At 64.8% G+C, this 12,951-nt stretch carries 9 protein-coding genes; 6 read left to right on the top strand and 3 right to left on the bottom strand.

Annotation, left to right across the window (positions count from 1 at the left end):
• The first annotated feature begins 6 nt into the window (after positions 1-6).
• From ACZYVJ_RS03750 to ACZYVJ_RS03735, 4 genes are read left to right on the top strand one after another with little or no spacing between them, the layout of a single operon-like run.
• Positions 7-1,326, top strand: coding sequence for a cytochrome P450 (locus ACZYVJ_RS03750; RefSeq protein ID WP_463829796.1), 1,320 nt, complete (start codon positions 7-9; stop codon positions 1,324-1,326).
• Positions 1,304-1,642 carry a hemophore-related protein gene (locus ACZYVJ_RS03745; RefSeq protein ID WP_463829795.1) on the top strand — a complete coding sequence of 113 codons (339 nt, stop codon included), beginning with the start codon at positions 1,304-1,306 and terminating at the stop codon, positions 1,640-1,642. Before ACZYVJ_RS03750 ends, ACZYVJ_RS03745 begins: the two co-directional genes overlap by 23 nt.
• 48 nt (positions 1,643-1,690) lie before the next feature.
• The gene (locus tag ACZYVJ_RS03740; RefSeq protein WP_463829794.1) at positions 1,691-2,458 is read left to right on the top strand and encodes a siderophore-interacting protein; all 768 of its coding nucleotides are present in this window, start codon (positions 1,691-1,693) and stop codon (positions 2,456-2,458) included.
• Between the two features lie 2 nt (positions 2,459-2,460).
• On the top strand, positions 2,461-4,200 hold the full coding sequence (locus tag ACZYVJ_RS03735) for an AMP-binding protein (RefSeq protein ID WP_463829793.1): 1,740 nt from the start codon (positions 2,461-2,463) through the stop codon (positions 4,198-4,200).
• On the opposite strand, the gene ACZYVJ_RS03730 is transcribed toward ACZYVJ_RS03735, so the two are convergent.
• Positions 4,121-4,378: an MbtH family protein gene (locus ACZYVJ_RS03730; RefSeq protein WP_463832820.1), complete on the bottom strand. Its 258-nt coding sequence runs from the start codon at positions 4,376-4,378 to the stop codon at positions 4,121-4,123. The two genes, ACZYVJ_RS03735 and ACZYVJ_RS03730, sit on opposite strands and share 80 nt — an antisense overlap.
• A 982-nt stretch (positions 4,379-5,360) precedes the next feature.
• Here ACZYVJ_RS03730 and ACZYVJ_RS03725 point away from each other — a divergent pair.
• Positions 5,361-6,239, top strand: a complete 879-nt coding sequence (locus tag ACZYVJ_RS03725) for an SDR family oxidoreductase (protein ID WP_463829792.1) — start codon at positions 5,361-5,363, stop codon at positions 6,237-6,239.
• Here the strand turns inward: ACZYVJ_RS03725 and ACZYVJ_RS03720 are convergent.
• The gene (locus tag ACZYVJ_RS03720; protein WP_463829791.1) at positions 6,236-7,717 is read right to left on the bottom strand and encodes an amino acid permease; all 1,482 of its coding nucleotides are present in this window, start codon (positions 7,715-7,717) and stop codon (positions 6,236-6,238) included. The two genes, ACZYVJ_RS03725 and ACZYVJ_RS03720, sit on opposite strands and share 4 nt — an antisense overlap.
• Positions 7,718-7,804: 87 nt before the next feature.
• A complete protein-coding gene (locus ACZYVJ_RS03715; RefSeq protein WP_463829790.1) occupies positions 7,805-8,722 on the bottom strand; it encodes a PAC2 family protein in 918 nt (305 codons plus the stop codon).
• 455 nt (positions 8,723-9,177) lie between these two features.
• Between ACZYVJ_RS03715 and metH the strand changes: the two genes are divergently transcribed.
• Positions 9,178-12,951 carry a methionine synthase gene (gene metH / locus ACZYVJ_RS03710; protein ID WP_463829789.1) on the top strand — a complete coding sequence of 1,258 codons (3,774 nt, stop codon included), beginning with the start codon at positions 9,178-9,180 and terminating at the stop codon, positions 12,949-12,951.

The following is a 12,951-nucleotide window of genomic DNA, read 5'->3' as shown; positions in this document are numbered from 1 at the left end:
TGAATCATGGCATCTGACCACATGACCACAGGAAAGTCCGCTCCGAGCGGACCCGAGAACCTCGACTTCTTCACCGAGAAGTCGCTCGTCGACGACCCGTACGACTACTACGACGCGATCCGTCGATGCCCGGCATGGCGCGAGCCGGCCCACGGCGTGGTGCTGGTCTCAGGGTACGACGAGGCCATCGCCGTGCAACGCGACGCCGAAAAGACCTTCTCGGTATGCAATATCGTCAGCGGACCGTGGTCGGGAATTCCGACCAAAACCGACAGCGATGACATCTCGGATCTGATCGAACGGCACCGCCACGGGGTTACCTTCGGCGACTACTTCCTGACGTTTGATCCTCCGAAGCACACCGCGCACCGCTCGCTGTTGAGCCGATTGTTCACGCCCAAGCAGCTCAAGAACAATGAGGACTTCCTGTGGCGTCTTGCCGACGAGCAACTCAACCGCTTCGTCGCAAAGGGCAAGTGCGAGATGGTGTTCGACTACAACTTTCCGTACACTCTCGACGCGATCACCGACCTGCTGGATGTACCCGAGGCCGACCGTGAGCGATTCCGCAGCGCCGCGAGAGCCAGCAGGCTCGAAGGCGATCGCAGCGGCTTTGTCGGCGTGAAAGAGGAATGGTTCGTCGAATATATCGAGGAGCGGCGGCGTAACCCGCGCGACGACGTCCTCACCGAGCTTGCGTTGGCGAAGTTTCCCGACGGCACGACACCCGACGCCATTGACGTGGCCCGCGTTGCCACCTTCATGTACGCCGCGGGTCACGGCACGACGATCGATCTGCTGAGTCTCTCGATGCTAATGCTGGCGGAGCGACCGGACTTGCAAGAGCAGCTGCGCGAGGACAATTCAATGATCCCCGCCTTCATCGAGGAAATGCTGCGCTTCGAAAGCCCTATCAAATCGAATTTCCGCCTGGCGCGGCGTAGCACCAGGATCGGCGACCTCGATGTGCCGGCCGGTACCAGCGTACTGGTGATGAACGGTGCGGCAAACCGCGATCCACGACGGTTCGACGAGCCTGACGAATTCCGCCTCGGCCGCCCAAACATTCTGCATCACATGGCATTCGGCCGTGGTGTCCACACTTGTCCGGGCGCCCCGATTGCGCGCGCCGAAGTGCGGGTGAGCTTGGAACGAATTCTTGACCGGATGGCCGACATCCGGCTTTCAGAGGCCGAGCACGGGCCCCCAGGCGCTCGTCGGCTCAAATGGGACCGCACCCTATTGTTCAGGCGCCTCAAGGAATTGCACCTCGAGTTCACTCCGGTTCAGGAGGTATCCAAAAATGGCCATGCCAGCGTTGACTAGATTGGCTGTCGGGGTCTGCGGCCTGTTGTTGTCGTTGACCGCAGGGGCCGGGCTCGCGTCCGCCGATCGGGATCTGACTCCGTTTGTCAACACAACCTGCAATTACGGGCAAGTGATGTCGGCGTTGCAGGCCGCGGATCCCCAAGCCGCCGCGCAATTCAACTCGTCGCCCGAGAGCGTCTCCTTTTTGCGTCAGTTTCTCGCCGCGCCGCCGAGTCAACGCCAGCAGATGGCGCAGATGGTGGCGAGTCAGCCAGGGGCCGACCAGGAGTTTGGACTCGTCCAGCGAGTCTTCAACACCTGCAGCAACTATTGAGCAGATCAGCACCTACCCCCGACCACCGCTAACCTTGTGGAGTTCTCCGTGGCTACCCTCATCGAAGGTTTCCCGCTCATCAGTAGGCTGCGCGACGCGGTGTTCCTCTCTGCAACCGTCGGCGAGATCGAAAGGCTGACACCAAGAATGCGCCGCATCCGGTTCATCGGGCCGCGCCTGCGGGGACTGACCTGGACTCCAGGCCAGCATGTCCGGCTGCAGGTCGAGAGTCTGCGTGAATCCGTTCTACGGCTGCACCCATACCCCGTGCTACGCACGTATTCCATCTACGACGTAGACCCCGGTATCGGCGCACTCGACATCGTGATGGTCGACCACGACGGTGACCCGAAGGACGCGACACCCGCCAGACGCTGGGCGACGGCCGCCTCCGTCGGAGATCCCGCCAGTATGACCCGGCCCCAGGGCAACTTCGTCATACGCCACGACGCGCGCTACCACCTGTTCGCCGGCGAAGAAACCGCGTCGGTCGCGTTCGCCGCGATGCTTCGATCTATCCGCCCAACTGCGAAGGTTTACGGAGTAATCGAGGCCGCGACCGACACCGACCACCTTCCCCTGGCCGCGCCGCTAACCCGGGTCGAGCGCGGTGACGCCCCAGCCGCGAACTCTTCCGTGCTCGCCGACGCGCTGCGCAGCCTCCCACTGCCCGACCATCCCGGCGTCGCCTACCTTGCCGGCGAGGCCCGAACCATACAAACCTTGCGCAAGATATTGATCACCGAACGCGCCTGGGACCGACGCCAGATACGCACCAAACCCTTTTGGACCCCCGGCCGAATCGGCATGGAGTAATCATGGTTGAGACATCCATTTCGGACCTGCTGTGTGAACGCGCCAGTTTGCAGCCCAACGACACGGCGTTCACTTTTATTGATTACGAGCAGGATTGGAACGGGGTTGCCGAAAGCCTGACGTGGTCGCAGCTGTATCGGCGCACGGTGAACGTCGCGCGGGAACTCCAGCATTGCGGGTCGACGGGTGACCGCGCCGTGATAATGGCGCCGCAGGGGCTGGATTACATTGTGGCGTTCCTCGGCGCATTGCATGCGGGACAGGTCGCGGTTCCGCTTGCCCTTCCGCTAGGCGGCGTCAGCGACGAGCGCGTCAGTTCGGTGCTGCGTGACTCGTCGCCGACTGTCGTTCTCACGACGTCCTCCGCCGCGGAAACCGTTGCCGGATACGTCAAGTCGCAATCTGGCGGACCCAATCCATCCGTCGTCGAGGTCGACCTGCTGGACCTGGACGCCCGGACGGGATCCGGTGCTGGGTGCTCTGATCACCAGGAGCTGGCGTATTTGCAGTACACGTCCGGATCGACCCGTCAACCGGCCGGGGTGATGGTCTCGCATCGCAACTTGCTGGCAAATTTCGGCCAGGTCATGTCCGACTTTTGCGCGGAGTACGGAGGCGTCGCTCCCCCTGACACGACCATCGTCTCCTGGCTGCCGTTTTATCACGACATGGGTTTGATACTGGGAGCGTGCGCGCCGGTTCTGGGCGGAATTCGCGCTGTGCTGACGAGTCCGGTGTCGTTCCTGCAGCGACCGGCCCGGTGGATGCAATTGCTGGCCGAGGAAAGTCACGCATTTTCGGCGGCGCCGAACTTCGCTTTCGAATTGGCGGCACGCAAAACATCCGGCGCGGACATGGCCGGACGGGATCTGGGGGATGTGCTGGTCATCCTCAGCGGCAGCGAACGTGTGCATCCTGCGACGTTGCGGCGTTTCACCGAGCGGTTCGCCCACTTCAATCTGCCCGGCAAAGCGGTCCGGCCGGCCTATGGGCTCGCCGAGGCAACGGTGTACGCGTTGACCCGCACACCGTCGCAGCCGCCCGAGATCGTGCACTTCGAATCCGAGAAGCTGGCCACCGGCACTGCGGAGCGCTGCGAAAGCCCAACCGGCACACCGCTGGTCAGCTACGGGGTGCCGCGGTCACCGGTGATCCGCATCGTCGATCCCGACACCAGGATTGAGTGCGCGGACGGAACCGTCGGCGAGATCTGGATTCACGGTGACAACGTTGCTATGGGCTACTGGGAGAAGTCCGGAGAGACTGAACGCACGTTCGGCGATCGGCTTGTCGCACCATCGGCCGGCACACCCGAAGCGCCGTGGCTGCGCAGCGGTGACTCGGGGTTCTTCTTCGAAGGCGAGCTGTTCATCATCGGCCGCATCAAGGATCTGTTGATCGTCTACGGGCGTAACCATTCACCCGACGACATCGAAGCGACGGTTCAGGAGATCACCCGGGGACGGTGTGCTGCGATAGCGGTTCCGCATGGGGGCATGGAGAAGCTTGTCGTCATCATCGAAGTCAAGAAAAAGGGTGCGTCCCACGAAGAGGGAGCGGACAAGCTCGCCGTCGTCGAGCGCGAGGTCACCTCGGCGGTCTCCAACTCGCACGGCGTCGGCGTCGCAGATCTGGTCCTGGTGACGCCCGGTTCGATACCGATCACCACGAGTGGCAAGGTTCGGCGGGCGGCGTGCGTCGAGCAATACCGGCAAGGTCAGTTCGCCCGCCTGAACGCTTAGGCGTTACCACGGGCGAGGTTTTCTGTTCGATGTGGTCCAGGCAGGCAGCTCGGTCCGATTCGCCGTAAGCCGTCCGCCAGCCCGGCTGGTATGTCGCGAAAACCGGCCACAGGCTGTGTTTCTCGCCGTCGTTGACCAAGACGAAGAAGTTGAAATTGTCATCGCCGAACGGATTGATGCTCGTCGCTGCTCCAGACCTTCCGGTCGAGGCGCGCAGAAGTTCTTGGTGATCCGCTCGTGCTACCGAAACAGCTCGATTCAGCTGTTTTCTTTGCCCTTCAGCGGGCCAATTCCAGTCACACCCGTCATTCGGCGCCGTCCTTCTTTTTCGCTGCGCCCCAGGACTTTCCCACCGGACGCCAGCAGAATAGGTTGCTGCCCTGACGATGCCAGAGATACGTGTCAAGATCACCCAAGCTGGCATGTGACACAAATTTCCACATTGGAAAATCAGGAGGAGTCGATTTCTTGTGCATCATGTCTCCCTTTTAAAACCTGGAGCCGACCAGACCGAAGGCGGCTGATTCCGGTCGCACACCCGTGGCCTGCGACAACTCCTGTGCAAGGAGCACGCAATGGCGAGCGCTGTGGGTCCGGCGCGCGGTGGCTGGGTAGGCGATGCCGCCGCGCGCCGGTGGCTTAGCGAACATGGCCGAATTCGACCTGTTTTGATAACGTTCGGCGTCACGTCGCAAACGGTCTGCCAACGTCGCCGGCGGTGGGTCCAAGTTGTCGATTGTCATCTGGTGGGCCCCCGGCGACATGCGCAATTGCGTGTCATGCCGCGAGCCTATGGTCGGCTCTGGTGCCGCCGGGTCAGGTGCGAGCCAAATAGAGTAGTGGGAGCGCCCAGTTAGCGTAGTGTTAACACCGAAAATCCCGCGCAGGTCGATCCAGCCCAGCGCATCACTGGGCGAAAGAGTGGGGTCAGAACGGGCGAAGATAAACGACGCCCATAGCGCTAGCACGCGAAATTTGTAAGACGTGGGCTAAATACGGCGCCCTTTCGGTGATGTCAATTTCGTCGGTGCGCTGTTGCCATTCTTGAATAATCCATCCGCCTGCCGATCCACCGCGGACCCGTGGCTCGCCGACGCACACGCGTCGGCGTCGCGGGCGGGCGCCTTCCCTCGGATACGCCGCACGGTACGTTGGCGATCATGACATCGCTGCAGGACAAAGTCGTTTTCATCACCGGCGGTGCCCGGGGGATCGGGGCCGAGACCGCGCGCCGGCTGAGCGCCAAGGGCGCCAGGCTCGTGCTGACCGATCTCAACGAGGCCGACCTCAAGGCGCTGGCCGCCGAACTCGGCGAGGAACGGGTGCTGACGGCCGTCGCCGACGTGCGCGACCTGTCCGCGATGGAGGCCGCCGCCGCCCGCGCCGTCGAGCGATTCGGCGGCATCGACGTGGTGGTCGCCAACGCCGGCATCGCCAGTTACGGCTCGGTGTTGCAAGTGGACCCCGACGCCTTCAAGCGGGTGCTCGACATCAACGTGCTCGGCGTCTTCCACAGCGTGCGCGCCACGCTGCCCGCGCTGATCGAGCGCCGCGGCTATGTACTGATCGTCTCGTCGCTGGCCGCCTACACCGCCTGCCCCGGGCTGGCGCCGTACAACGCCTCCAAGGCGGGCGTCGAGCTGCTGGCCAACGCGCTGCGGCTGGAGGTGGCCCACCAGGGCGTCACCGTCGGCTCAGCGCACATGTCCTGGATCAACACCGCGCTGGTCCGCGACACCCAGTCCGACCTGCCGGCGTTCAACCAGTTGCTGGCCAGCTTCCCGTGGCCGCTGAGCAAGACGACGACGGTCGACAAGTGCGCCGCCGCTTTCGTCAAGGGCATCGAGCGCCGGCGCACCCGCGTGTACTGCCCGCGCTGGGTGGTGCTGTTCCGCTGGGTCAAGCCGGTACTGTCCAGCCCGGTGGGCGAGATGCCGCTGCACAAATCCACCGCTGAGCTGCTGCCCCAGCTGGACGCCCAGGTTGCCGCGCTGGGCCGCTCCACCAGCGCCTACAACCGCGACCTCGGTAGGTCCTAGCCGGTCTTGGCCGCGCGCTGCGACGCGACAGCCGCCACCCGGTTGCGCACCAGGAACCATCCGGCGCTCAGCGCCGGGACGACGAACACCACCGTCGCGATGGTCCAGGTGCCGGTCTCCTTGTCGAACGCCATCATGACCAGGACGCCGGCCAGGAACGCCAGGGTGAGGTACCCCGAGTACGGGGCCCACGGCATCCGGAACCGCGGCCGTTCGATGAGCCCGGCCTTGGCCAGCCGGTAGAAGCGCAGCTGACACAGCACGATGGTCGCCCAGGAGGCGATGATGCCGGGCGCCACGATGTTGAGCACGATCTCGAAGGCTTCGCCGGGGTTGACGGCATTCAGGGCGATGCCGAGCAGGCAGATGGCCGCCGCCATCGCGATGCCGACGAACGGCACCCCGTTCTTGGACATCCGGGTCGCGAACCTGGGTGCGCTGCCGCTGGACGCCATCGAGTGCATGATCCGGCCGGTCGAATACAGTCCCGCGTTCAGGCTCGACAGGGCCGCGCTGAGCACCACGATGTTCATCAGGTCCCCGGCGCCGTGGAAGCCGATCTTGGAAAAGAAAGTGACGAAAGGACTTTCGGTCGCCTTGTACGACGCGTAGGGCAACAGCAACGCCAGCAGCGCCACCGAGCCGACATAAAAGATCGCGATGCGCGCGATCACCGCGTTGATCGCGCGGGGCATGACCTTCTCCGGCTCGGCGGTCTCCCCGGCGGCCGTCCCCACCAATTCGATGGCGGCATAGGCGAATACCACGCCCGAGGTGGTCAGCAGGACCGCCAGCACGCCGGAGGGAAACAGTCCGCCGTGATCGGTCCACAGACTCAGCCCGGTGCTGTGGCCGTCGATGCGATACCGGCCCGCCAGGAAGACGATCCCGACCACCAGGAAGGCGACCAGCGCCAGAACCTTGACCAGCGCCGCCCAGAATTCGAGCTCACCGAACCACTCCACCGAGATCAGGTTCATCGACAGCACGACGATCAGGGCGAGCAGCGCCAACACCCACTGTGGGATCGATTCGAAGGCAGTCCACCGCCGCAGGTAGGTGGCGATCGCGGTGGTGTCGACGATGGCCGTCATCGACCAGCCCAGGAAGTACATCCAGCCGATCGCGTAGGCGGCCTTCTCGCCGAAGAACTCCCGCGAATACGACACGAACGAACCCGACGACGGGCGATGCAAGACTAACTCGCCCAGCGCTCGCAGAATCAGGAATACGAAGACGCCGCACACGGCGTAGACCAGGAACATCCCGGGCCCCGCCTTGGCCAGCCGGCCGCCCGCGCCCAGGAAGAGTCCGGAGCCGATCGCGCCGCCGATGCCGATCATCTGCACCTGCCGGGGCTTGAGACCCTTGCGGTAACCGGCGTCTTCGCCGACTGCGCCAGCTACAGGATTTGGTCCGGCGACGGGATTTGGCCCGGCGACGGGATTTGGGTTGCCATCACCAGGCAACGCGGCCATGAAATGTCCAATCGGTAGGTCGCGAGGGATGCTTCCGTACTTGGTCGGCCGACGGCAAGTTCGACCGAGTTGACAGGAGCTGCGCGGTCAGCGCCCGAAGCCGGGGCGACGGCGGCGCAGATAGCGCTCGAACTCGGCGGCCAGCGCGTCGCCGTCGATCTTGCCCAGGGCATCGTTCATGTCGACCTCGGCGTCGCCGCGTTGCTCGAGCGACAGCACGTACTCGGCGAGGTCCTCGTCCTCGGCGGTCATCTCGGTGACGGCCTGCTCCCAGTCCTCGGCGTCCGTCGGCAGGTCAGCCAGCGGCACCTCGATGTCGAGCACGTCCTCGACGCGGCGCAGCAGGGCCACCGTCGCCTTCGGGTTCGGCGGCTGCGAGACGTAGTGCGGAACCGCCGCCCAGAACGTCACCGCCGGGATCCCGGCGGCCACGCAGGAGTCCTGAAACACCCCGGCGATGCCGGTCGGACCCTCGTAGCGGCTTTCCTCGAGGCCGAAACGTTTCGCCGACTCGGGGGAGTAGGCCGCGCCCGACACCGGGACCGGCCGGGTGTGGGGGGTATCGGCCAAGAGCGCGCCCAGGATCACCACGGTGTCCACGTTGAGCTTGTCGGCGATGGCCACCAGCTCGGCGCAGAAGGTGCGCCAGCGCATATTGGGTTCCACCCCGTGCATCAGCACGACGTCGCGGTCGCTGCCCGGGGGCCGGCAGTGCGAGATCCGCATCGCCGGCCACACCAGTTCGCGGGTCACCCCGTCAACCTGCCGGATCACCGGGCGATTCACCTGGTAGTCGTAGTACGCCTCGTCGTCGATCTCCAAGATTGGGTCGGCTTCCCAGATGGCCTCGAGGTGTTCGAGCGCGTCGCTGGCCGCGTCGCCGGCGTCGTTCCAGCCCTCGAACGCAGCCACGACGACGGTGTGGTGCAGTTCGGGCAATTGGGCTTTGCCAAAGGGGGGGCCGTCGGGCGGGGTCACAGAATTAGCGTACGGCCTCACGGCCATATGTTCGGGGCGCGGTGGCCGTGGATTGTCGGCCGATTCAGGCTCAACCGGCGGCTTTGCATAGGACGACTATTCTTATGGCGTGACTGCCGTTGACGAACACCGCGACGACACTGGCATCTTCAACACTCTGGCGCAGCGGGTGGTCGTCGGCGACGGCGCGATGGGTACGCATTTGCAGGCCGCTGACCTGACCCGAGACGACTTGAATAACCGGCGTCGACGCCGTCGAGACGAAATAGGTTCGGCTGCAATCTCGTTAACCTTGGTAACTATTTCGTCGCCGACAGGGCCCACGGGCTGTCGATAGCGGCGATGAGTTGGGCGTCCAAACGTCGATCGGGTGACGACGTAGACTTTTCTGGTCGAGAGGCGTTGCAACGGATACGGGTCCTCCGCCATATCCGCCACGCTCGGCAGAGTCAAGGACGCCTTCCGCTACGGAAGGAACGCACGTGACCGCCTCTGAGCCGACCATCTCGGCGTCGAACACCTTCGCGCCGAACATCCGCCCCGACTGCACCGACGAACTGACGGCGACTCTGCGCCGGCGGATCATGGTGATCGACGGCGCGATGGGCACGGCGATCCAGCGCGACCGGCCGGACGAGGCCGGCTACCGCGGCGACCGGTTCACGGAGTGGCCGACCGCTCTTCAGGGCAACAACGACCTGCTCACCCTGACGCAGCCGCAAATCATCGAGGGTATCCACCGCGAGTACCTCGAGGCGGGCGCCGACATCCTGGAGACAAACACGTTCAACGCGAACGCGATCTCGCTCTCCGATTACGACATGGCGGACCTGGCCTACGAGTTGAACTACGCCGGCGCCGCCCTGGCCCGCAAGGCGGCCGACGAATTCAGCACCCCGGAGAAGCCCCGCTACGTCGCCGGCGCCATCGGGCCGACCACGCGCACCGCGTCGATCTCGCCGGACGTCAACGACCCCGGGGCCCGCAACGTCTCCTACGACCAGCTCGTCGCCGCCTACCTCGAATCCGCCAACGGCCTGGTCGACGGTGGTGCCGACCTGCTCATCATCGAGACGATCTTCGACTCGCTGAACGCCAAGGCGGCGGTGTTCGCCGTCGAGACGCTGTTCGAGGACCGCGGACGGCGCTGGCCGGTCATCATCTCGGGCACCATCACCGATGCGTCTGGGCGGACGTTGTCCGGTCAGGTCACCGAGGCATTCTGGAACGCGATCAGGCACGCGAAGCCGATCGCGGTGGGCCTCAACTGCGCCCTGGGTGCGCCCGAGATGAGGCCTTACATCGCCGAGATGTCGCGGATCGCGGACACCTTCGTCTCCTGCTACCCGAACGCCGGCCTGCCCAACGCCTTCGGCGAATACGACGAGACCCCGGAGCGTCAGGCCGGCTATATCGCCGACTTCGCCGAGGCCGGCCTGGTCAACCTCGTCGGTGGTTGCTGCGGAACCGCACCGCCGCACATCGCCGAGATCGCCAAGGTCGTCGAGGGCAAATCGCCGCGCGAGCTGCCGAAGGTCGAGGTGGCCACCCGGCTCTCGGGCCTGGAGCCGCTCAACATCACCGACGACTCCCTGTTCGTGAACATCGGTGAGCGCACCAACATCACCGGCTCCGCCCGGTTCCGCAACCTGATCAAGGCCGAGGACTACGACAGCGCGTTGTCGGTCGCCCTGCAGCAGGTCGAGGTCGGTGCGCAGGTCATCGACATCAACATGGACGAGGGCATGATCGACGGCGTCGCCGCGATGGACCGGTTCACCAAGCTGATCGCGGCCGAGCCGGACATCAGCCGCGTCCCGGTGATGATCGACTCGTCCAAGTGGGAGGTCATCGAGGCGGGCCTGAAGAACGTGCAGGGCAAGCCGATCGTCAACTCGATCTCCATGAAGGAGGGCGAGGAGAAGTTCGTCCGCGAGGCTCGGCTGTGCCGCAAGTACGGTGCCGCCGTCGTCGTGATGGCCTTCGACGAGCAGGGCCAGGCCGACAACCTGGAGCGCCGCAAGGAGATCTGCGGACGCGCCTATCGGATCCTGACCGAAGAGGTCGGCTTCCCGCCCGAGGACATCATCTTCGACCCGAACTGCTTCGCTCTGGCGACCGGCATCGAGGAGCACGCGACGTACGGGATCGACTTCATCGAGGCCTGCGCCTGGATCAAGGAAAACCTTCCGGGAGTGCACATCTCGGGCGGTATCTCCAACGTCTCGTTCTCGTTTCGGGGCAACAACCCCGTCCGCGAGGCGATCCACTCGGTGTTCCTGTTCCACGCGATCAAGGCCGGCCTCGACATGGGCATCGTCAACGCCGGCGCGCTGGTGCCCTACGACTCGATCGACCCCGAGCTGCGCGAACGCATCGAGGACGTCGTCCTGAACCGTCGAGAGGATGCGGCCGAACGGCTGCTGGAGATCGCCGAGCGGTTCAACAGGTCGGAGAAGTCCGAGGATCCGGCGGCGGCCGAATGGCGCAGCCTCCCGGTCCGCGAACGGATCACGCACGCTCTGGTCAAGGGTATCGACGCCCACGTCGACGCCGACACCGAGGAGTTGCGGGCCGAGATCGCCGATGCCGGTGGTCGCCCGATCGAGGTGATCGAGGGCCCGCTGATGGACGGCATGAACGTCGTCGGCGACCTCTTCGGCTCGGGCAAGATGTTCCTGCCCCAGGTCGTGAAGTCGGCGCGGGTGATGAAGAAGGCCGTTGCGTACCTGCTGCCGTTCATCGAGGCGGAGAAGGAAGCGTCCGGCGCTGCGGCGGGTAAGGACACCAACGGCACGATCATCATGGCGACCGTGAAGGGCGACGTCCACGACATCGGGAAAAACATCGTCGGAGTCGTCCTGCAGTGCAACAACTTCGAAGTGATCGACCTCGGGGTGATGGTGCCCGCCCAGAAGATCTTGGACGCGGCGAAGGAGCACGACGCCGACATCATCGGGCTGTCAGGCCTGATCACGCCGTCCCTGGACGAGATGGCCAACTTCGCGGTCGAGATGGAACGCGAGGGCCTGGAGATCCCGCTGCTGATCGGTGGCGCCACCACCTCGCGCGCTCACACGGCCGTGAAGATATCGCCACGTCGTTCGGGTCCGGTCGTCTGGGTCAAGGACGCGTCCCGTTCGGTGCCGGTCGCCGCGGCGCTCCTCGACGACAAGCAGCGTCCGGCGCTGCTGGAAGCCACCGAGAAGGACTACGCGTCCCTGCGTGAACGGCACGCTCAGAAGAACGAGCGGCCGACAGTGACGCTGGAGAAGGCGCGCGCCAACCGGACTCCGATCGAGTGGGACGGCTACACGCCGCCGGTGCCGGCCATAGGGACGGGAGTCCGAGAATTTCAGGACTACGACCTCGCCGAGTTGCGCGAGTTCATCGACTGGCAGCCGTTTTTCAACGCCTGGGAGATGAAGGGCAGGTTCCCCGACATCCTCAACAACCCGGCCTCGGGCGAGGCCGCCCGCAAGCTGTACGAAGACGCCCAGGAGATGCTCGACACCCTGATCAAGGAGAAGTGGCTGACCGCCAACGGCGTGATCGGGTTCTTCCCCGCGAACGCGGTCGGCTCGGGTGTTGAAGACATCGAGGTCTATACCGACGACACCCGCACCGAGGTGCTGACGACGTTGCACAACCTGCGCCAGCAGGGCGCGCACCGGGACGGCATCCCGAACCGGTCGCTGAGCGACTACATCGCACCCAAGGACACCGGTCTGGCCGACTACATCGGCGCCTTCGCCGTCACCGCGGGGCTCGGCAGCCAGGAGAAGATCGCGGAGTTCAAGGCGGCCCTCGACGACTACAGCGCGATCCTGCTGGAGTCGATCGCCGACCGGCTGGCAGAGGCTTTCGCCGAACGGATGCATCAACGGGTCCGCAAGGAGTTCTGGGGATTCCAGCCGGACGAGCAGCTCGACAACGAGGCGCTCATCGATGAGAAGTACCGGGGAATCCGCCCTGCCCCCGGCTACCCGGCCTGCCCGGAGCACACCGAGAAGGCGACGCTCTGGAAGTTGATGGACGTCAAGGAGCGGACCGGCATCGAGTTGACCGAGTCTATGGCGATGTGGCCCGGTGCGGCCGTCAGCGGCTGGTATTTCTCCCACCCGCAATCGCAATACTTCGTGGTCGGTCGGATGGCCCAGGACCAGGTCGCCGACTACGCCAAGCGCAAGGGCTGGACCCTGGCCGAAGCCGAGCGCTGGCTCGCACCCAACCTCGGCTACAACCCGGAGGACTGA

It is taken from the genome of Mycobacterium sp. IDUB_3, assembly GCF_055419585.1.
This window is presented reverse-complemented; position numbering and strand designations above follow the sequence as displayed.